This window comes from Nitratireductor sp. ATLC21 (assembly GCF_057196525.1).
In genome coordinates, this window is sequence record NZ_JBXUOU010000001.1 from 314426 (window position 1) to 335572 (window position 21147).

Sequence of the window (21147 nt, forward strand, 5' to 3'; positions counted from 1 at the left end):
ATCAGTCCGCCTGATTGGCCGCATCGAGGCCCAACAGCGCCCGCGTTGCCGCCGTGACATCGTCCTGGCGCATCAGACTTTCGCCGACGAGAAAGGTGTTCATCCCGGCACGCGCCAGACGGCGGCAGTCTTCATTGGTGAAGATGCCGCTTTCGCCCACCACCAGCCGGTCTTCGGGAACGCGCGGAGCGAGGCGCTCGCTGGTCTCGAGGGATGTTTCGAAACTGCGCAGATTCCGGTTGTTGATGCCGATGAGCCGCGACGACAGTTCGAGCGAACGTTCGAGTTCCTCTTCGTCATGCACCTCGATCAGGCAATCCATGCCGAGTTCGAGCGCGGTGTCTTCGAGCGCGCGCGCTTCATCATCGGACACACTGGCCATGATGATCAGGATCGCATCGGCGCCCCAACTCCGCGCTTCGTAAACCTGGTAGGGCTCAAACAGAAAGTCTTTGCGCAGCGCCGGCAAGCCACATGCGGAGCGCGCGGCTTGCAGAAAAGCAGGCGCCCCTTGAAACGAAGGGCCGTCGGTCAGCACCGAGAGGCAGGCAGCACCGCCTTCCTCATAAGCAGCAGCAAGCCGGGGAGGATCAAAATCGGCACGAATGAGCCCGCGTGACGGGCTCGCCTTCTTGATTTCCGCAATCAGACCGAAACGTCCTGCCGATTGCTTCTCCAACAGCGCTTCAGCAAAACCGCGCGGCGCTTCAACATCACGTGCTCTGGCCACAAGCTCGGGCAGGGGCGCAACGGACTTCGCCGCTGCGATTTCCTCGCGTTTATACGTTTCGATCTTGCGCAGGATATCGGTCGTCATTGCTCGTGCCCGCTTGGCGGGGCTCCCCTGTTCGAGACCTCGATGAGTTGCTTCAAGGTGGCGAGCGCGTGCCCCTGATCAAGCGATTCTGCAGCCAGCGTGATACCGTCCTTCAGCGTTTTTGCACGTCCAGCCACCACCAAAGCCGCGCCGGAGTTCAACAGACAGATATCCCGGTAAGCATTCTTCTCACCTTCGAGTACCGCTTTGAGCGCTTCTGCGTTGTAAGCAGCCTCTCCGCCTTTCAGATCGGCCATGGTGACCCGCTTGAGGCCGACGTCTTCTGGCGTGAGTTCAAAATGGCGGATTTCACCGTCTTCCAGCGCCGCAACCTGTGTGGTTCCGGCGGTTGTCATTTCGTCGAGGCCCGCACCATGGACAACCCACGCAGCTTCCGTGCCCAATTGTTTGAGCACATTGGCTATCGGGGCCACCCATTCCGGCGAAAACACTCCGATCAACTGGCGACGGACTCCGGCGGGATTGGAAAGCGGCCCAAGAAGGTTGAAGATCGTGCGCGTGCCCAGTTCAACCCGCGAGGGCCCCACATGCCGCATGGCAGAGTGATGGGCAGGGGCGAACATGAAGCCGAGCCCGGCTTCCTGGATGCAGTCGGCAATCCCCTGCGGTGTCAGTTCGATATTGATACCGAGGGCGGCCAGAGTATCAGCCGCACCCGAGCGCGATGAGAGTGCCCTGTTTCCGTGCTTTGCAACGGGCACGCCGGCCCCTGCAACGATAAAGGCGGAACAGGTGGATACATTGTAGGAACCGGAAGCATCTCCTCCCGTGCCGACAATATCCACGGCGTCGTCCGGTGCGGAAACAGGCAGCATCTTGTCACGCATGGTTGTCACCGCGCCGGAAATCTCTTCCACGGTTTCCCCGCGCACACGCAAAGCCATCAGAAAGCCGCCGATCTGGCTTGGCGTCGCATCGCCCGACATCATGATGTCGAAAGCCTCGCGTGCCTCATCAAAGCTCAGAGGTGCGCCGGAAGCGACCTTTGCGATGTAGGACTTGAAAGCGTTCATCCTTCGCCTCAGAAGCTGAGTGCTTCCTGCATGGCGGCCCGGTTTACCGTTACCGGGTACTTGCCTTGCAGGCGCGCAACCATCTGGTCGAGCAGATCGTCGGCAAGCGCTGAGCGCATGGTGGCACGTTGATTGTCAGGAATGCTTTCCGCTGTCGCACTGGCAGGTTCGAAGACCTCCGTCACCTTGAACAGGAACTGACCGTCCCCCGCAGGGTTGGCGAAAACACCCGTTCCGTTGCGCGGGACGGAGAACACTGCAGCGACGCCAGCCTGACCCAGGTCGGCATCATTCGCGTTGCGCTTGAGACCGCGTTTGATCTGCTTTTCCTGACCGATTTCCTGCGCGATTTCGTCCAGCGAGGCACCTTCTTCAAGTCGCTTGGCGAATTGGGACGCACGCTCGGCCAGAAGCCGGTCGGTTTCAGCCTTCCGCCAATCTTCCAGCACTTGGTCACGCACTTCATCAAGCGATCGATCGCGTTCTGGGGTGATGCCCTCGACTTCGTAGAAAACAAAACCATTTCCGCCCATCGAAAGCGGAGCGTTTTCGATTCCGGAATCGCTCTCGAACACCTCCCGCAGAAGCTCTGCTGAGACGGGGAGGTCGCCCACAATTGAACCGTCAGGGCGGCGGGCACTGGCGTCGATGGCTTCAATCGTCCGCATGGAAAGCTTCAGTCTTTCTGCAGCTTCCGCCATCGAAGCCCCGCCGGCGCGGGCATCTTCATAAGCATCGTGCACGTCGAGCAGAACGCGAGACGCCTCTTCCAGCGCCAAATCCTGTCGAATCTCGCTTTCCACTTCGCTGAGTGGCTGCACGACCTCCGGCTGGATTTCAGAGACAAAAACAATCACGGGGCCGAACGCGCCGTCGATCACATCGCTGAACTGATTGGCGTCCAAAGAGAACGCTGCTTCAGCCACCGCGTCGTCTGCCACCTCACCGCGGGTCAGTGTACCGAGGGCGGTGTCGGTGCTGCTTTTGCCTGCCGACGATGCGACGTCTGCGAAACTTTTGCCGTCCAGCAGGTCTTTCAGCGCCGCTTCAGCCGCAGCGCGGTCGGCAAAGACGATCTGGTCAATTGTGCGCTTTTCAGGCGTTGTGTAGCGATCACGCAGGTCTTCATAGGCCTTCTGCACCTGCGCATCCGAAATGGCCTCAGGGTCGGCGATGTCTGAGGGTTCCAGCTTGACATAGCTGAACTTGCGATATTCGGGAGCAGCGTAGTTGTCCTTACGCTCGTCGAACCATGCCTGCAAAGCGGCCTCATCGGGATCCGCGACCGGTTCCACAAGGGAGCGCGGAACTGCGAGATATTCCACGGTGCGATCCTCACCGCGATAGAGCGCAAGATTTTTAAACAGCTCATCCGGAACACTCATGCCATCTGTCGCGGCTTCGACGATCTGCTGGCGGATGGCGACCTGCTCGCGGTTTTTCAGATAGTCTTCTGGGCGCATGCCGATCTGGCGCAGCACGAAATCGAACTGTTGCCGGTCAAACCGGCCGTCAGGACCACGAAACGCCGGATCGTCCGCGGTCAGCTGGGCAAGCTTGTCTCCAGAAAGGCCCAGGCCGAGGCGACGTGCCTCTTCGTCCAGAAGGGCGCCCGCAGCGAGCTGCTGCAACACCTGATCATCCAGGCCGAAGGCAACCGCTTGTTCGCGTGTCACACGCGTACCGAGCTGCTGCGACAGCGCATTGATCTGCCGGTCATAGGCCAGGCGGAAATCCAGCATGGAAACCGAGGAGTCGCCGGCTGACAGAACGTTGCGGGACTGGTCATTCAGAACCTGGCCGGAAATGCCCCAGACGGCGAAGCTCACGACAAGAAGGCCCAGGAGCAGCTTGGCGATCCAGGTGGAGGCGGCGTTTCTCAGACTGTCGAGCATGGCTTTTCCGAAGTTCCTTGGTGTGTTTCGGGGCGTTCCCCAACGAAGCGCAATAGCGTCCCAGACGCCAAGTGTCGATAGCGGAGTGGGAAATGCCACCCCAATTGCTTTTGCATCAGCCCGTGTTTTTGCTAGGGAAGCCCCCGAGTTTGTTTTTGTTGAGGACATCGACCATGACGCCCGGAATTCGCCCTCTGATCGCAGGCAACTGGAAAATGAACGGCATGAGCGCTGATATCGGCGAGTTGAAGGCGATGGCTGAAGGGGCGTTTGGCGGTGCTGATGCTCTCATTTGTGTACCGGCCACTCTCATGACGCGGGCGCGGGAAGCGTTGGACGGCAAGTTGCACTTGGGCGGCCAGGATTGCCACACCGCTGCGTCCGGCGCGCATACGGGTGATATTTCTGCCGAAATGCTGGCGGATGCCGGTGCAACCCATGTCCTGGTCGGCCATTCGGAACGCCGCACCGACCATGGTGAGACCGATGGCATTGTCGCCGACAAGGCAGAGGCAGCCTGGCGTGCCGGTCTGACCGCGGTCATCTGCATTGGCGAGACCAAGGCGGAGCGCGAAGCCGGCGACACTTTGTCGGTTCTTTCACGACAAATTTCAGGATCGGTTCCCAAAACCGCTCAGGCGAAGAATACGGTGGTTGCCTATGAACCGGTCTGGGCCATCGGGACGGGCTTGACGCCGACCGCTGAGGATGTGGCAGAGGCACACCGACATATCCGCGACGAGCTGACATCTCTTTTGGGAGAAGAGGCCGGTAAAATGCGGATTCTCTATGGGGGGTCGGTCAAACCGGGGAATGCGACGGAACTGCTTTCGATCGAACATGTGGATGGTGCGCTGGTTGGTGGAGCGAGCCTGAAGGCGGTGGATTTTCTAGCGATTGCTGCCGCGTGTCCGGTTTGAGAAAACAGAAAACGCTTGCGTTGTCATCGCAAGCGCCTATGTGAGAGTGGCTTTGACGGAAATTCGGAATTCCGGCTGGTTTGACCGAAAACCGTGACAAATGCCCTGAAACGGGTGCATTCCGCCCCGTTTTCTGGAAAAACATTCAGGTACCGGGATACGGATTTATGCCGGTCTTGGAAAATCGGCAAAAGCCGTGTAATGAGCCGCGTCCGCATTGAAGCGGACGCTTCGAGCCGGAGAGCCGGAAGGAAACATGCAGACCGTTATCATCGTCATTCATCTGATCGTCGTGGTCGCGCTGGTAGGCGTCGTCCTCATGCAACGCTCCGAGGGTGGCGGGCTTGGCATCGGCGGCGGTTCCGGTTTCATGTCCGCGCGCGGCGCGGCCAATGCCCTGACGCGCACGACGGCCATTCTGGCAGCTGCGTTCTTCGCCACATCTCTGGCCCTGTCGCTGATTGCGCGTTATGGCGCGAGCCCGACGGACATTCTGGACCGTATCCCTGCCGGCAGCGAGCAGACGGACGGTTCGGGTGGCGTTCTCGACCAGCTTGGCGGTTCTGGCGCTTCGGTTCCCACCGAGGAGCCTTCGGCTCCGGCTGACGCCAATCCTGAAGATCAGGTTCCCACGGGGCAGTAAGCTCCGTGCCGCGAGGTTGACCGGTCGCCTGAGCTGCGACCGGCTTTGCCAATCGCAGAACTTATTCACCGCGGTGCGCAAAAAGATTTGCGTCTCGTTATTTTTTGCTGGCGGAATCGCCTGTGTCCGGTTAAGCGATGAGTCCCATGGCGCGATATGTTTTCATAACCGGCGGCGTGGTCTCCTCCCTCGGAAAAGGCATTGCAGCAGCGGCCCTTGGCGCGCTGTTACAGGCCCGTGGGTACCGCGTTCGCATCCGTAAACTCGATCCCTACCTGAATGTTGATCCGGGCACGATGTCGCCCTATCAGCATGGTGAGGTTTTCGTCACCGATGACGGTGCCGAGACCGACCTGGACCTTGGCCATTATGAGCGCTTCACCGGGCGTTCGGCCAACAAGCAGGACAACATCACCACAGGCCGGATCTACCAGAACATTCTGGAAAAAGAGCGTCGTGGCGACTATCTGGGCGCCACGGTGCAGGTGATCCCGCACGTTACCGACGAGATCAAACAGTTCGTTCTTGAAGGCAATGAGGATTACGATTTCGTTCTGTGCGAAATCGGCGGAACCGTCGGCGACATCGAGGCGATGCCGTTCCTTGAGGCGATTCGCCAACTTGGCAATGAACTGCCGCGGGGCAACGCCGTCTATGTGCATCTGACCTTGATGCCCTGGATTCCGGCAGCCGGCGAACTCAAGACCAAGCCGACCCAGCATTCCGTGAAGGAATTGCGGTCCATCGGCATTGCGCCCGACATTCTTCTGGTGCGCGCAGACCGGGAAATACCCGCCGAAGAACGCCGCAAGCTCTCGCTGTTCTGCAATGTGCGCGAATCAGCCGTCATTCAGGCGCTGGACGTGGCGCATATCTACGATGTGCCGATGGCCTATCACAAGGAAGGGCTGGATTCGGAAGTTCTGTCCGCTTTCGGCATCGATCCGGCGCCAAAGCCACGCATGGAGCGCTGGGAAGAGGTCACAGACCGTATTCACAATCCTGAAGGCCAGGTGACGATTGCCGTCGTCGGCAAATATACCGGGTTGAAGGACGCCTACAAATCGCTGATCGAAGCCCTGTCGCATGGCGGGATGGCGAACCGGGTGCGGGTGAAGCTCGAATGGATCGAAGCGGAAATCTTCGAGAAGGAAGATCCGGCTCCATGGCTTGAGAAGGTGCATGGCATTCTGGTGCCGGGCGGCTTTGGCGAGCGTGGTGCGGAAGGCAAGATTCTGGCTGCCAAATTCGCACGCGAGCGCAAGGTGCCGTATTTCGGGATCTGCTTTGGCATGCAGATGGCCTGCATCGAGGCGGCTCGTTCGCTGGCGGGCATCGAGAACGCTTCATCAACCGAATTCGGCCCAACCAATGAGCCGGTTGTCGGCCTGATGACCGAGTGGCTCAAGGGCAACATGCTGGAGAAGCGCACAGCTTCCGGCGATCTTGGCGGGACCATGCGTCTTGGAGCCTACGAATCGAAACTTGTCGAAGGCTCGAAGATTGCGGCGATCTATGGTTCGGAAGAAATTTCCGAGCGTCACCGCCATCGCTACGAGGTGAATATCGGCTATCGTCAGAAGCTCGAAGAGTGCGGACTGGTCTTCGCTGGTCTTTCACCCGACGGCGTTCTGCCGGAAACGGTCGAATATCCCGATCATCCCTGGTTCATCGGCGTGCAGTATCACCCTGAGCTGAAAAGCCGGCCTTTCGAGCCACATCCGCTCTTTGCTTCCTTCATTGAAGCAGCGGTGGAACAGTCGCGCCTCGTGTAAAAATCTCACCCCGCTGCGAGGCGGGGTGATTTCCTTCATCGGTGAAGGCCTTGCAAAGCGTCAGCCCTTGGGGCACATGCGGTGCATGGTTTCTGAAGACGACGTGCAATCTCCACGCAAGCTCGACCATTGTGTTCTGCCAACCGCTGATCTTGCGGTTGCACGTGAACGCCTCAACGCACTTGGCTTCACGGTGGCTGCCGACGCTGCTCATCCGTTCGGAACCGGGAATTGCTGTGTCTTCTTCTCAGACGGATCCTATCTGGAGCCGTTGAGCCGGGTGGCCCCGCAGGTCGCGGTCGAGGCGGAGGCCGCAGGTAATGTGTTCGTCGAGCGCGACCGTCTGTTTCGCGAAAAATTCGGTGATGAAGGCTTTTCGGCGGTGGTTCTTGGAACCGGCGACGCCGATGAGGATCACAAGCGCTTTGTCGATTCTGGCATATCGGTCGGTGATCCGCTTTCATTTTCGCGTCCGTTTCGCGATTCCTCCGGACAGGAGGCGACTGCATCGTTCCGGCTGGCCTTTGCCGCACCGGAAAAAGTGGACGGTCATTTCTTTTTCACCTGCCAGCGTGTGAACCTGCCGTCGGCGGGACGCGGCGCGCTGGAAACGCATAAAAACGGCGTAACGGGGACGGCGCGGATCATCCTGCTTGCCACCGCACCTGCAGATTATGCGGGATTCCTGGAAGCGTTCTCGACCAAGACCCCTGAGACTGTTCAGGAGGACCAACTCGATCTGCCGCTTGGCAATGCCGTTTTGAGCGTGATGACGCCCGGGCGCTTTAGAGAGATCTTTGGTCTTGGCCGCGTTGCGCCCCATGGCCGGCTCGATCTTGCTGCGATTGTGTTCCAGTGTCCGGATATTGCCAGATTGCGCGCGCAGCTTTCCATGCAGGAGGTCCTGTTCGCAGAGCAGGCCGGTTCCATCATCGTGCCGCCGGCCGCGGGGCAGGGCGCAGTTTTTGTCTTTGAGGAGTCTTCGCAATGAAACCCAATCCGCGTGTGACTGTCGGCAACGTTGTGTTCGGCAATGACGCGCCGCTGGCGGTGATCGCCGGGCCCTGCCAGATGGAAACGCGTGAGCACGCTTTCGACATGGCAGGCGCGCTCAAGGAAATCACGGATGAGCTGGGAATCGGCCTCGTCTACAAGAGCAGCTTCGACAAGGCCAACCGCACCTCTCTCTCCGGAAAACGCGGGGCGGGGCTGGATGCGGCCATGCCGATCTTCGCCGACATCCGCAAGGAATTCGATCTCCCGGTGATCACGGACGTTCACACCGAGGAGCAGTGCCGGATCGTGGCCGACGTGGTCGATGTGCTCCAGATTCCCGCATTTCTGTGCCGCCAGACCGATCTCCTGATCGCCGCAGCAAAGACCGGCAAGGTGGTGAATGTGAAGAAGGGGCAGTTTCTCGCGCCCTGGGACATGGAAAACGTGATCGCCAAGGTGACGGAATCGGGCAATCCCAACGTGATGGCGACCGAGCGGGGAACCTCGTTTGGCTACAACACGCTTGTTTCGGACATGCGCGGCCTGCCGCAGATGGCGGCCATGGGCGCACCGGTCATCTTCGATGCAACGCATTCGGTCGCCCAGCCGGGCGGGCGTGGCGGCTCTTCCGGCGGGCAGCGCGAATTCGTTGAAACGCTGGCGCGTGCTGCAGTCGCGGTCGGCGTGGCCGGTGTTTTCATGGAAACGCACCAGGACCCCGACAACGCACCCTCGGACGGACCCAACATGGTGCCGCTTGACCAGATGAAGGGGCTTCTTGAGCGGCTCATGGCATTCGATCGCATCGCCAAGGCGAACTGACCCCGGCGGCGACATTGAGTTTTCACGCGTCTGCGCTATGACAGGCGCGAGCTGTTCCTTCCGGCAAACACTGCCGGAACCAACCTCCAGATCAGAGAGAGTTAAAATGACTGCCATTCTCGACATTGTCGGACGCGAAATACTGGACAGCCGGGGCAACCCGACCGTCGAAGTCGATGTGGTTCTGGAAGACGGCTCCATGGGCCGCGCCGCCGTGCCCTCAGGCGCATCCACCGGCGCACATGAGGCTGTGGAACTGCGCGATGGCGGCAAGCGCTATCTCGGAAAGGGTGTCGAGCAGGCAGTCGATGCGGTGAATGGCGAGATCTTCGAGACCCTGAGCGGGCTTGAAGCTGAAAACCAGATGCAGATCGATCAGGCCATGATCGATCTCGACGGCACGCCGAACAAGAGCCGCCTTGGCGCAAATGCGATCCTTGGCGTTTCGCTAGCGGTGGCCAAGGCTGCTGCCGAAGCCACCAATCTCCCGCTCTACCGCTATGTGGGCGGGGCCTCCGCACATGTCCTGCCGGTGCCGATGATGAACATCGTCAATGGCGGCGCCCATGCCGACAACCCGATCGATTTCCAGGAATTCATGGTGATGCCGATCGGCGCGTCGTCCATTCGTGAGGCCGTGCGCTGGGGCTCGGAAATTTTCCACACGCTGAAAGCGGGCCTGAAAGACGCCGGCCACAACACCAATGTGGGCGACGAAGGCGGATTTGCTCCGAACCTGAAGAGTGCTGAAGATGCGCTCGACTTCGTTCTCGCCTCAATCGAGAAGGCCGGCTACAAGCCCGGCGAGGACGTGGGCATCGCACTCGACTGCGCCGCGACCGAGTTTTTCAAGGAAGGCAAGTATATCTACGAGGGCGAAGGCCAGACGCGCGACGGCAAGGCGCAGGCCGAGTATCTTGCCAAGCTCGTCGGCAATTACCCGATCATCTCCATCGAAGACGGCATGTCGGAAGACGATTTCGAAGGCTGGAAGATCCTGACCGATCTGGTGGGCAACAAGGCGCAGCTCGTGGGCGACGATCTGTTCGTGACCAATTCGGCACGCCTGCGCGACGGCATCAAGATGGGCATCGGCAATTCGATCCTCGTCAAGGTGAACCAGATCGGAACGCTGACAGAAACGCTGGACGCGGTGGAGACGGCGCACAAGGCCGGCTACACGGCGGTGATGTCGCACCGCTCCGGCGAGACCGAGGATTCGACCATTTCTGATCTGGCCGTTGCCACCAATTGCGGACAGATCAAGACCGGTTCGCTGGCACGTTCGGACCGGACTGCGAAGTACAACCAGCTCATCCGCATCGAGGAAGAGCTTGGCCCGCAGGCGCGCTACGCCGGAAAATCGATCCTGCGCGGATAAAGTTTGCAGGTGACCGTAGGGAAATAACGGTCCTTTAAGCAACGTGTGATCACATGCGGAAGAAGGGTATTTTTCCGCATGTGGACACGTCATCACAAACGCCGCAACACTGGCCGTCTGATCGTTCCGGCGATCACGGGGCTGTTTCTCGCCTATTTCGGCTTTCACGCCTATCACGGCGATTACGGCATATACTCTAAGTACCGACTTGAGACGCGGATCGCCGAAGCACAGGCGCGTCTCGACTCGCTTGTCGCCAAGCGTAAGGAGCTCGAGCACAGGGTAGCCCTGGTGAACGATGGCAGTCTTGAGAAGGACATGCTTGACGAGCAGGCACGCCGTGCGCTCAATCTGGCCCGGGAAAATGAGGTCATTATCCTGATCGGCGCCGATCGGTGAATTAACTGAATTTCACTTAATCAACAATAAAATGTGAAAATCCAAGCGTTTAGCTGCATGGCAGCTATGCGGATTTTGAATGGCCGAATTTTGTTCCACGTGCTAGCTTCATCTACCATAAGCGGGAGATAACGGGAGGCTCATGGCGCAACCAATGCCAGGCTCTACCGTTGCACAAATTCCCCGGAATGTCAGCTAGGGAGTAGAGGCATGGCGCGAGCCGCAAGCAAGACAAGTGCCGCAAGGTCACGCTCGACCAAGAAAGGGGCGGCAGGGGCCGCCGTTCAGGCACCCAAACCCCCGAAGCCGGAAGATTTCGACAAGGAGCAGGAGCTTCACGCCTATCGTGAAATGCTTCTGATCCGTCGCTTCGAGGAAAAGGCCGGCCAGCTTTACGGCATGGGTCTGATTGGCGGGTTCTGTCACCTTTACATCGGCCAGGAGGCCGTGGTCGTCGGCATGCAGATGAGCATGAAGGATGGCGACCAGGTGATCACCGGTTATCGCGATCATGGTCACATGCTCGCAACCGGCATGGAAGCGCGCGGCGTGATGGCCGAGCTCACGGGGCGCCGCAACGGCTACTCCAAGGGCAAGGGCGGCTCCATGCACATGTTCTCCAAGGAGAAGAAGTTTTATGGCGGGCACGGCATTGTGGGCGCGCAGGTGCCGCTGGGCACCGGGCTCGCCTTCGCCAACCGCTACCGCGGCGACGACAGCGTTTCGATCACCTATTTCGGCGATGGCGCGGCCAATCAGGGCCAGGTCTACGAAAGCTTCAACATGGCCTCGCTGTGGAAGCTTCCAGTGGTCTACATCATCGAGAACAACCGCTATGCCATGGGCACTGCCGTGGCGCGCTCATCGGCGGAAACCGATTTCTCCCATCGCGGCCTTTCCTTCAAGATCCCCGGCATCCAGGTGGATGGCATGGATGTGCGCGCGGTGAAGGCTGCGGGCGATCTGGCCGTGGACTGGTGCCGTTCCGGCAAGGGGCCGATCATTCTGGAAATGCAGACCTATCGCTATCGTGGTCACTCCATGTCGGATCCTGCCAAATACCGCTCCAAGGATGAAGTGCAGAAAATGCGCTCCGAACATGATCCCATCGAGCAGGTGAAGCAGCGTCTGGTGGCGAACAAATGGGCTGACGAAGACGAACTGAAGGCCATCGACAAGGAGGTGCGCGAGATCGTCGGTGATTCGGCCGAATTCGCGCAGACGGATCCGGAACCGGATGTGTCTGAACTCTACACCGACATTCTGCTTTGAGGGGAGGGCCGACATGCCAACCGAAATTCTCATGCCCGCGCTCTCTCCGACCATGGAAGAGGGCAATCTTTCCAAATGGATCAAGAAGGAAGGCGATGCCGTCGCGCCCGGTGACGTGATCGCCGAGATCGAAACCGACAAGGCGACCATGGAAGTGGAAGCCGTGGACGAAGGCACGCTCGGAAAAATCCTGATTGCCGAAGGCACCGAAGGCGTGAAGGTCAACACGGCCATTGCGCTTCTTCTAACTGAAGGCGAAAGCGAGGCCGATCTCGACAAGGCCGCTTCGAAGCCCACGGCGGAAGCCTCCGGTGAGGCGAACGACGAGGCCGAACAGGATAAACCGGAAGACAAGGCCGGTGGATCCGTGCCGGCGGCGCCCGAGGTGAAGGTGGCGGCCGATCCGGACATTCCCGAAGGCACGGAAATGGTTTCGACCACCGTGCGCGAGGCGCTGCGCGACGCCATGGCCGAGGAAATGCGCCGTGACGGCGATGTTTTCGTCATGGGCGAGGAAGTGGCCGAGTATCAGGGCGCCTACAAGGTGACGCAGGGGCTCTTGCAGGAGTTCGGCGACAAGCGCGTGGTCGACACGCCGATCACCGAGCACGGCTTTGCCGGCGTTGGCGTTGGTGCCGCCTTTGCGGGTCTGAAGCCGATCGTCGAGTTCATGACGTTCAACTTCGCCATGCAGGCGATCGACCAGATCGTCAATTCGGCGGCCAAGACGCTGTATATGGCCGGCGGCCAGATGGGTGCGCCCATCGTGTTCCGCGGTCCGAACGGTGCGGCTGCCCGCGTGGCAGCGCAGCACTCGCAGTGCTATGCGGCCTGGTATGGGCATATCCCGGGGCTCAAGGTGGTGATGCCTTATACGGCAGCGGACGCGAAGGGGCTTTTGAAAGCCGCGATCCGCGATCCGAACCCGGTGATCTTCCTCGAAAACGAGATTCTCTACGGCCAGAGTTTTGACGTTCCGAAGATGGATGATTTCGTGCTGCCCATAGGCAAGGCGCGCATCCACAAGGAAGGCAAGGACGCGACCATCGTCTCCTTCGGCATCGGCATGACCTACGCGGTCAAGGCGGCGGAAGAGCTGGCGGGCGAGGGGATCGACGTGGAGGTGATCGACCTGCGCACGATCCGCCCGATGGACCTCGATACGGTGATCGCTTCGGTGAAGAAGACCAACCGTCTGGTGACAGTGGAGGAAGGGTTCCCGCAGTCTTCGGTCGGTGCGCATATCGCCAGCCAGGTGATGCAGCGGGCGTTTGACTATCTCGATGCGCCGGTGATCACGGTTGCGGGCAAGGATGTGCCGATGCCTTATGCGGCGAACCTTGAAAAGCTCGCGCTGCCGAGCGTGGCCGAAGTGGTTGAGGCGGTGAAAGCCGTTTCCTATCGCAGCTAAGGGGAGGAAACCATGCCGATCAAAGTCACCATGCCTGCCCTTTCGCCGACGATGGAGGAGGGCAACCTCGCCAAATGGATGGTCAAGGAGGGCGACAGCGTCGCACCCGGCGACGTGATCGCCGAGATCGAGACCGACAAGGCGACCATGGAAGTGGAAGCTGTGGACGAGGGCACTGTCGCCAAGATCGTCGTGCCGGAAGGCACCGAGGGCGTGAAGGTGAATGCGCTGATCGCGATCCTGGCCGAAGAGGGCGAGGATGCCGGGGCGGCGGCGAAAGCTGCCGAGAGCGGATCCGACTCCAAGCCTGAACCCAAGTCTGAATCCAAGGCGGAAAAGCCTGCAAAGGAAGAAGCTCCCGCTGCCAAATCCGAGGCAAAGCCTGCGGAAGCAAAGGCGGCACCGGCAGGCGATGGCGAACGCGTGTTCGCCTCTCCGCTCGCGCGCCGTCTGGCGAAGGAAGCCGGGCTCGATCTTGCGGCGATTTCGGGCTCCGGCCCGAAAGGCCGGATCGTCAAGGCCGATGTGGAAGCAGCGGCGAAGGATGGTGGTGCGAAGGCAGCCGCCGCAGCTTCTGCCGCTCCGTCCGCACAGCCGGCCATGTCCGACGATCAGGTCATGAAACTGTTCGAGGAAGGCTCCTACGAGCTCATCCCCCATGACAGCATGCGCAAGACCATCGCCCGCCGTCTGGTCGAGGCGAAGTCGTCCATCCCGCATTTCTACCTGACGCTCGACTGCGAGATCGACGCGCTTCTGGCGCTGCGCAAGCAGTTGAACGATGCCGCGCCGAAGGTGAAGACCGAGGATGGCGAGAAGCCGGCCTACAAGCTGTCGGTCAACGACATGGTCATCAAGGCGCATGCCAAGGCGCTTGCCATGGTGCCGGAGGCGAATGTCTCCTGGACCGAGAGCGCCATGGTGAAGCACAAACATGCCGATGTGGGCGTGGCTGTGTCGATCCCCGGCGGCCTGATCACGCCGATCATCCGCCGCGCCGACGAGAAGACGCTGTCGGCGATTTCCAACGAGATGAAGGATCTTGCCACACGGGCGCGCTCGCGCAAGCTGAAGGCGGAAGAGTATCAGGGCGGCAACACGGCTGTTTCCAATCTCGGCATGTTCGGCATCAAGGACTTCGCCGCCGTCATCAACCCGCCGCATGCGACGATCCTTGCGGTTGGCGCTGGCGAGCAGCGGGCGGTGGTGAAGGATGGCGAGGTGAAGGTGGCGACGGTGATGTCGGTGACGCTGTCGACCGATCACCGCGCGGTGGACGGGGCGCTCGGCGCCGAACTCCTCGCCGCCTTCAAACAGGTCATCGAAAATCCGCTCACCATGCTGATCTAGGCGATATGGACCTGCTTTCCGGGGACAAACGATGAAGACCATCCTGTGCTTTGGCGATTCGCTGACATGGGGGTATGACCCCGCCGGCCCCGGACGGCATTCCTTCGATGATCGGTGGCCGAGCGTTCTTGAAGCTGAACTTGGCGGCAAAGCGCGCGTGATTGCCGAAGGGTTGAATGGCCGAACCACGGTGTTCGACGATTTTGCGGCTGGTGCCGACCGCAATGGTGCGCGTGTCCTGCCTACGCTTCTCACCAGCCACGCGCCACTCGACCTGGTCATCATCATGCTGGGCACAAACGACATGAAGCCCTTCATCTGTGGCCACGCTTTCGGAGCAAAACAGGGCATGCAGCGCCTGATCGACATCGTGCGCGGACATGACTATCCGATGGGAGAGCCGGCACCGAAGGTCCTCATCATGTCGCCCCCGCCGGCTTGTGAAACGCCCGATCCCGATTTCGCGGCTTTGTTTGAAAGCGCCCGTATCGAATCGGCAAAGTTGGCTGCTCTCTATGCATCGCTTGCCAAGGAGATCGGCGCCGTTTTTTTCGACGCCGGCTCCGTGGCGCACACAAGCCCGCTTGACGGCGTTCATCTGGACGCGGAAAACACGAGCTCCATTGGCCGGGGGCTCGCCCCGGTCGTGAGAGACATGCTTGAGCTTTGACAAAGGAGGGGAGCATGACGAACACGGTGAACCATGAAAGTGTACATGCATCATGGGGCTGGCTGGCTCTGCTTGGAGCCATCTCGCTGATCGGGGGCATTCTGGCCCTGGCCAACCCGTTTGCCGCCACCATGACAGCGGCGATCCTGGCCGCCTGGACATTCGTCTTGTTCGGGGTCGTGCAGATCGTCCAGGCCTTTCGCGTGCGCGGCTGGGGCGGATTTCTGTGGGCATTGCTTTTGGGCGTCCTGACGCTTGCAGTCGGTGTATCGATCATTGCCAAGCCGGCTGCGGGGATCATCTCGCTAACCATTCTCGTGGCGATCATGTTTCTGGTTCTGGGCGCGGTAAAGGTCATGTATTCCTTCTCCTTCCGCCCGCTTTCGGGCTGGGGATGGGTGCTTTTTTCCGGAATCGTGTCGCTCATTCTGGGCGTGATGATCCTCGCCGACCTGCCGTGGTCTGCGGCAACGATACTGGGCATTCTGCTGGCGATTGAACTGCTTTCGAACGGCGTGTTCCTGTTGTTCATCGCCTTTGGCCTGCGTGGGGCTGCGCGGGCCTGAAAACTTTCGGGGCGCGGCGGTGTGCAAGCCGCGCCCGGACAATGATATGACTACAAGGAGAAACCAGCTGTGGCTGAAAATTACGACGTTATCATCATCGGATCGGGACCCGGCGGCTATGTCACCGCCGTCCGCGCGGCACAGCTTGGTTTGAAAACGGCAATCGTGGAGCGCGAGCATCTGGGCGGCATCTGCCTCAACTGGGGCTGCATTCCGACAAAAGCTCTGCTGCGCTCGGCCGAGATCAAGCATTACGCCGAAAACGGCAAGGATTACGGCCTGACCATCGACGGCAAGATTTCTGCGGATGTGAATGCCGTTGTCGACCGCTCGCGCAAGGTCTCCCAGCGGCTGAATGGCGGCGTCGGCTTCCTGATGAAGAAGAACAAGATCGACGTGATCTGGGGTGAGGCGAAGCTTTCCAAGCCGGGCGAGGTGGTCGTTTCCGAACCCTCCAAGAAAGCGATGCAGCCGCAGCCGCCCATGCCGAAGAACACCAAGGGTGCCGGCACCTACAAGGCAAAGCACATCATTGTCGCAACCGGCGCACGCCCGCGCGTTCTGCCGGGCATCGAGCCGGATGGTGACAAGATCTGGACCTATTTCGAGGCGATGGTTCCCAAGACCATGCCGAAGTCACTGGTGGTGATGGGCTCCGGCGCCATCGGCATGGAGTTCGCCTCCTTCTACCGCACCATGGGTGCAGAGGTGACGGTTGTAGAGCTGATGCCGCAGATCCTGCCGGTCGAGGATGCGGAAGTCTCGAAGTTTGCAAAGCGCCAGTTCGAGAAACAGGGCATCCAGTTCAAGCTTGAGGCGAAAGTTGCCAAGGTCGAGAAGACCAAGGACGGGATCACCGCCCATATCGAGACCAAGGACGGCAAGGTGGAAAAGATTTCGGCCGAGAAGCTGATTTCCGCTGTCGGTGTGCAGGGCAACATCGAAAATCTCGGCCTCGAATCGCTTGGGGTCAAGACGGATCGCGGCTGTGTGGCGGTCGACGGGTACGGTCGCACCAATATTGAGGGCATCTACGCAATTGGCGACGTGGCGGGCCCGCCCATGCTGGCGCACAAGGCCGAGCATGAGGGCGTGATCTGCATAGAAAAGATCGCCGGCGTGCCGGGCGTCCATGCGCTCGGCAAGGGGTTGATCCCCGGCTGCACCTATTGCCATCCGCAGGTTGCCTCCGTCGGCCTCACGGAAGCCAAAGCCAAGGAAGCCGGCCGCGACATCCGGGTTGGACGATACCAGTTTGCGGCCAACGGCAAGGCGATTGCGCTTGGCGAAGACCAGGGTTTCATCAAGACGATCTTCGACAAGAAGACGGGCGAGCTTCTGGGCGCACACATGATCGGCGCGGAAGTTACCGAGCTCATTCAGGGCTTCGTCGTTGCGATGAACCTGGAGACCACGGAAGAAGAGCTGATGCACACGGTCTTCCCGCACCCGACCCTGTCGGAGATGATGAAGGAAAGCGTGCTCGATGCCTATGGGCGTACGCTCAACGCGTAAAATGGGCTGAAGGGCCCTGTTTCCCCCGCACCAACTGGACTATATGCGGGGGAACATCGAACGAGGAACAGGATGATGGAAGAGAGCTACGGTCTTCTGGGAATGCCCGGCGTCGGCTTTTTCGGCCTGCTCGTGATCGGTTTTCTGGCCGGTTACGTGGCCGAGAAAACGATGAACCGCGATCATGGTTTTCTGACCAACATCCTTGTCGGCATCGCCGGTTCCTTCGTCGGCGGAACGCTTGCCGGTCTGGTCGGCATCTCGTTCTACGGTTTTTTGGGCAATCTGGTGATCGCCATTGTTGGCGCGATCCTGATCCTCTGGGTATTCGGACGCTCGTCTTCCAGCCGGGCGCGATAGGACAAACATGGTCACGATTCTCGATACTGTCACCGCCAAGCCGCGCCCGCGGCACCCTGAAAAGGCGCACCGGCCCGATCAGGAGGTGCTGCGCAAGCCCAAATGGATCCGGGTCAAGGCACCGACCTCGCAGGGGTATCTGGAAACCCGCGAGATCGTGAAATCCAACAAGCTCGTGACGGTGTGCGAAGAGGCGGGCTGCCCGAATATCGGCGAGTGTTGGGACAAGAAGCACGCGACCTTCATGATCCTCGGCGAGATCTGCACCCGCGCCTGTGCCTTCTGTAATGTGGCGACGGGGATTCCCGGGCCGGTGGATATCAACGAGCCGGAAAACGTCGCCAAGGCCGTGCGCGAAATGGCGCTGAAGCATGTGGTCATCACCTCGGTCGACCGCGACGACCTGGCCGATGGCGGCGCGCAGCATTTTGCCGACGTGATCGGCGCGATCCGTGCCGCGTCGCCTGAAACGACCATCGAGATCCTGACGCCCGACTTCCTGCGCAAGGATGGCGCACTGGAAATCGTGGTTGCAGCAAAGCCCGATGTCTTCAATCACAACCTGGAGACGGTACCGGGGAATTATCTTAAAGTTCGCCCCGGTGCGCGCTATTTCCATTCGCTGCGGCTGCTCCAGCAGGTGAAGGAGCTGGATCCGACCATGTTCACCAAATCCGGGATCATGGTGGGGCTTGGCGAAGAGCGCAACGAAGTGTTGCAGCTTATGGACGATCTGCGCTCGGCCAATGTTGATTTCATGACCATCGGCCAGTATCTGCAGCCGACGCGCAAGCACCATCCGGTGAAGAAATTCGTGACGCCCGAAGAGTTCAAGTCCTACGAAACCGTGGCTTACACGAAGGGCTTCCTCATGGTGTCGTCGAGCCCGCTCACGCGCTCCTCGCACCATGCGGGCGAGGATTTCGCCAAGCTGAAGGCCGCACGTGATGCGCGCCTGAGCGCTGCGGATTCTGCTGCGAACTGATGCCGAAATTCGAGACCGTGCGCCGGGTGGCGCACACGCCTGAAGACATGTTCGCGCTGGTCGCGGATGTGGAGAAATATCCCGAATTCGTGCCCATGTGCGAAGCGCTTTCCGTGCGCACCCGCAAGGAACGCGACGGGGTCACGCTCCTCGTCGCCGACATGACGGTGGGCTACAAGGCGCTGCGGGAAACGTTCACAAGCCAGGTCACGCTGAAGCCGGAAGATGCGGCCATCGATGTGCGTTATGTGGATGGTCCGTTTCGCTTCCTGAAAAACGAGTGGCGTTTCGAGCCCGCCGGCGATCAGCAGTGCGACATCCACTTTTTCATCGAGTATGAATTCAAGAGCAGGATGCTGGGCGCATTGATGGGCGCGATGTTCGACCGGGCGTTCCGCATGTTTTCCGAAGCTTTCGAGCGCCGCGCGGATGCGGTCTACGGGACAGGCGTTTAAGAAGCCTTCAGGATCGAAAGCACCATACCCAGTGCCGTTTCGACTGCGGAAGCCCGGACGCCTGCTCGATCCTTGCCCGAGAAGATGTGCGATTGCGCGACGGGTTCGCGTCCTTCTAGCGCCAGACCGAACCAGACAAGGCCGACCGGCTTTTCTGTCGATCCGCCATCGGGGCCGGCGATACCTGTGACGGCGACCGTCACGCCAGCACGTGAACGGGCGAGGGCACCGGCGGCCATTTCGAGCGCGGTCTCGCGCGAAACCGCGCCATGGTTTGCGAGTGTTTCGGGTGAGACGCCGAGCATCTCCATCTTGGCTTCGTTGGAATAGGTGACGAAACCACGATCGACGACGGAGGACGAACCGGCGATGTCCGTCAGGGCCGCGGCGATCATGCCGCCGGTGCAGGATTCGGCGGTGGCCAGCATGATCCCGCGCGCTTCACAGGCCTTCAGCACTTTGCGGGCGGGCGTCTCGAAACCGCTCATGCAGGAACCTCGCCGGGATAGATTACACTGGCGGCGGCAATGGCCGCGATGCCTTCCTCGCGGCCAATGAACCCCATTTTCTCGTTGGTCGTGGCCTTGATCGAGATGCGGTGTGGCGCGATGCCGAGCATGGCGGAAAGGGCTTTGGTCATAGCTTCCCGGTGGGGACCGACCTTGGGCGCTTCACAGATGATGGTAACGTCTGCATTGGCGATGCGGCCGCCGGCATCACGCACGATGCGGGCGGCTTGTTCGAGGAAAATGTGGGAGGCAGCCCCCTTCCATTGGGGGTCGGACGGTGGAAAATGCGTGCCGATGTCTCCGGCGCCACAAGTGGCAAGCAGCGCGTCGGTGAGCGCATGCAGGCCGACATCCGCATCGGAATGGCCCGAGAGACGCTTCGTGTGGGGAATGCTGACCCCGCACAGGATGACGGCGTCGCCATCGGTAAAGGTGTGAACATCGTAACCGTTCCCGGTTCGCACATCGGGAAAGGCGGTCGGACGGTTCAGTCGCTCATCGGCAAGAGCAATATCCCGCGCCCAGGTGAGCTTGATGTTGTCGACGGCGCCGGCAACGAGGCGGACGGGGATCTTTGCCCATTCGGCTATCGAGGCGTCGTCGGTGAAATCCTCACGGCCAAGCTTGTGCGCGCGCTCATGGGCAGCCGCGATCAGCGCGAAAGGAAAGCCCTGAGGGGTCTGAGCAGCGTGCAGGTCGTGGCGCGGAACGGTCTCGGCGATAAATCCTGCGGGGCCGGCCCGTTTGACCGTGTCTGCGACGGGCAGGGCGGGCAGGGCACCCTGGCCCTCTTCAACGGCGTTGATGATGCGGTCAATCAGCTCCCGGTCGATGAAGGGGCGCACGCCGTCGTGAATCAGAACCGTCTGGGGAGACGGATCGTAGAGTGCGAGCAGGGCAAGCCGGGTGGAGGCCTGCCGTGAATGCCCGCCATGGATCGCACGAACACGTTCGGCGCAGAGCCCCGCCGTCGCCTCGGCAAAGAGCGCTTCGTCATCAGGATGGATCGCGACCACGATGCGTCCGATGCGGGGATCGGCGAGGAAGGTCTCGAGCGTGTGACGCAGAACGGGCTTGCCGCCGATCAGGCGATATTGCTTCGGCCCCTCGGTGGATTGGCCTGCGCGCTCGCCACGCCCGGCGGCAACGATGACGGCAGCGACTTCTCCCGTCGAGCGAGGCGCTCGAGGATCTGCCTCGGCAAGGATTTCGGATTGGTGCATCTGCTTGTCCATAGGGCAGACGCATAATAAGACACGCCACGAAAGGCCAGCCGAATTTGCATGACACCCATTCCGAGCGAATTGTGTGTTGCAGGTGCGGCCCGAAGTGGCTAAATAATAAGCACAAGCAAAAGGTGCTTTAATTTTGT

General features: G+C 60.4%; 21 protein-coding genes. 16 read left to right on the top strand and 5 right to left on the bottom strand.

The genetic code is table 11. The annotated features are described in order from the left end of the window. Position 1: 1 nt before the first annotated feature. From trpC to AC2CHD_RS01515, 3 genes are read right to left on the bottom strand one after another with little or no spacing between them, the layout of a single operon-like run. Positions 2 to 817: an indole-3-glycerol phosphate synthase TrpC gene (trpC, locus tag AC2CHD_RS01505; RefSeq protein ID WP_484552342.1), complete on the bottom strand. Its 816-nt coding sequence runs from the start codon at positions 815 to 817 to the stop codon at positions 2 to 4. Beyond that, on the bottom strand, positions 814 to 1851 hold the full coding sequence (trpD, locus tag AC2CHD_RS01510; RefSeq protein ID WP_484552343.1) for an anthranilate phosphoribosyltransferase: 1038 nt from the start codon (positions 1849 to 1851) through the stop codon (positions 814 to 816). Before trpD ends, trpC begins: the two co-directional genes overlap by 4 nt. Before the next feature lie 8 nt (positions 1852 to 1859). Further along, positions 1860 to 3746 carry a peptidylprolyl isomerase gene (locus AC2CHD_RS01515; RefSeq protein ID WP_229446930.1) on the bottom strand — a complete coding sequence of 629 codons (1887 nt, stop codon included), beginning with the start codon at positions 3744 to 3746 and terminating at the stop codon, positions 1860 to 1862. Between the two features lie 173 nt (positions 3747 to 3919). On the opposite strand from AC2CHD_RS01515, the gene tpiA reads away from it, so the two are divergent. From tpiA to AC2CHD_RS01595, 16 genes are all read left to right on the top strand, one after another. Further along, entirely contained in the window at positions 3920 to 4666 is a 747-nt protein-coding gene (gene tpiA, locus AC2CHD_RS01520) for a triose-phosphate isomerase (RefSeq protein WP_484552344.1), read from the top strand. A 256-nt stretch (positions 4667 to 4922) separates the two neighbouring features. Beyond that, a complete protein-coding gene (gene secG, locus AC2CHD_RS01525; RefSeq protein ID WP_229446928.1) occupies positions 4923 to 5309 on the top strand; it encodes a preprotein translocase subunit SecG in 387 nt (128 codons plus the stop codon). Positions 5310 to 5446: 137 nt separating this feature from the next. Further along, a complete protein-coding gene (gene pyrG, locus AC2CHD_RS01530; RefSeq protein ID WP_305082505.1) occupies positions 5447 to 7084 on the top strand; it encodes a CTP synthase in 1638 nt (545 codons plus the stop codon). Between the two features lie 103 nt (positions 7085 to 7187). Continuing rightward, complete coding sequence (locus AC2CHD_RS01535) at positions 7188 to 8075, top strand: VOC family protein (protein WP_484552345.1); 888 nt, start codon at positions 7188 to 7190, stop codon at positions 8073 to 8075. Beyond that, positions 8072 to 8902: a 3-deoxy-8-phosphooctulonate synthase gene (gene kdsA / locus AC2CHD_RS01540; protein WP_484552346.1), complete on the top strand. Its 831-nt coding sequence runs from the start codon at positions 8072 to 8074 to the stop codon at positions 8900 to 8902. The genes AC2CHD_RS01535 and kdsA overlap by 4 nt, the downstream gene beginning before the upstream one ends. A 106-nt stretch (positions 8903 to 9008) precedes the next feature. Next, entirely contained in the window at positions 9009 to 10283 is a 1275-nt protein-coding gene (gene eno, locus AC2CHD_RS01545; RefSeq protein WP_484552347.1) for a phosphopyruvate hydratase, read from the top strand. Between the two features lie 78 nt (positions 10284 to 10361). Continuing rightward, entirely contained in the window at positions 10362 to 10682 is a 321-nt protein-coding gene (locus tag AC2CHD_RS01550) for an FtsB family cell division protein (protein ID WP_484552348.1), read from the top strand. Between the two features lie 210 nt (positions 10683 to 10892). Beyond that, positions 10893 to 11954 (top strand): pyruvate dehydrogenase (acetyl-transferring) E1 component subunit alpha, encoded by a 1062-nt coding sequence (pdhA, locus tag AC2CHD_RS01555; protein WP_484552349.1) that lies wholly within the window; start codon positions 10893 to 10895, stop codon positions 11952 to 11954. Positions 11955 to 11967: 13 nt separating this feature from the next. After that, positions 11968 to 13365 carry a pyruvate dehydrogenase complex E1 component subunit beta gene (locus AC2CHD_RS01560; protein ID WP_484552350.1) on the top strand — a complete coding sequence of 466 codons (1398 nt, stop codon included), beginning with the start codon at positions 11968 to 11970 and terminating at the stop codon, positions 13363 to 13365. 12 nt (positions 13366 to 13377) lie between these two features. Next, complete coding sequence (locus tag AC2CHD_RS01565) at positions 13378 to 14715, top strand: pyruvate dehydrogenase complex dihydrolipoamide acetyltransferase (protein ID WP_484552351.1); 1338 nt, start codon at positions 13378 to 13380, stop codon at positions 14713 to 14715. Positions 14716 to 14746: 31 nt separating this feature from the next. Then, complete coding sequence (locus AC2CHD_RS01570) at positions 14747 to 15385, top strand: SGNH/GDSL hydrolase family protein (protein ID WP_484552352.1); 639 nt, start codon at positions 14747 to 14749, stop codon at positions 15383 to 15385. A gap of 14 nt (positions 15386 to 15399) precedes the next feature. Then, complete coding sequence (locus tag AC2CHD_RS01575; protein WP_484552353.1) at positions 15400 to 15951, top strand: HdeD family acid-resistance protein; 552 nt, start codon at positions 15400 to 15402, stop codon at positions 15949 to 15951. Positions 15952 to 16020: 69 nt separating this feature from the next. Then, positions 16021 to 17466 (top strand): dihydrolipoyl dehydrogenase, encoded by a 1446-nt coding sequence (lpdA, locus tag AC2CHD_RS01580; protein WP_484552354.1) that lies wholly within the window; start codon positions 16021 to 16023, stop codon positions 17464 to 17466. A gap of 75 nt (positions 17467 to 17541) precedes the next feature. Beyond that, on the top strand, positions 17542 to 17826 hold the full coding sequence (locus AC2CHD_RS01585) for a GlsB/YeaQ/YmgE family stress response membrane protein (RefSeq protein ID WP_007007442.1): 285 nt from the start codon (positions 17542 to 17544) through the stop codon (positions 17824 to 17826). A 7-nt stretch (positions 17827 to 17833) separates the two neighbouring features. Further along, positions 17834 to 18811 carry a lipoyl synthase gene (gene lipA, locus AC2CHD_RS01590; protein WP_223020637.1) on the top strand — a complete coding sequence of 326 codons (978 nt, stop codon included), beginning with the start codon at positions 17834 to 17836 and terminating at the stop codon, positions 18809 to 18811. Continuing rightward, a complete protein-coding gene (locus AC2CHD_RS01595; protein WP_229446916.1) occupies positions 18811 to 19266 on the top strand; it encodes a type II toxin-antitoxin system RatA family toxin in 456 nt (151 codons plus the stop codon). The genes lipA and AC2CHD_RS01595 overlap by 1 nt, the downstream gene beginning before the upstream one ends. On the opposite strand, the gene AC2CHD_RS01600 is transcribed toward AC2CHD_RS01595, so the two are convergent. Together AC2CHD_RS01600 and AC2CHD_RS01605 are read right to left on the bottom strand one after the other, a co-directional pair. Next, a complete protein-coding gene (locus AC2CHD_RS01600) occupies positions 19263 to 19754 on the bottom strand; it encodes a CinA family protein (protein WP_484552355.1) in 492 nt (163 codons plus the stop codon). The genes AC2CHD_RS01595 and AC2CHD_RS01600 overlap by 4 nt on opposite strands. After that, complete coding sequence (locus AC2CHD_RS01605; protein WP_484552356.1) at positions 19751 to 20998, bottom strand: bifunctional 2-C-methyl-D-erythritol 4-phosphate cytidylyltransferase/2-C-methyl-D-erythritol 2,4-cyclodiphosphate synthase; 1248 nt, start codon at positions 20996 to 20998, stop codon at positions 19751 to 19753. The genes AC2CHD_RS01600 and AC2CHD_RS01605 overlap by 4 nt, the downstream gene beginning before the upstream one ends. Positions 20999 to 21147 lie beyond the last annotated feature (149 nt).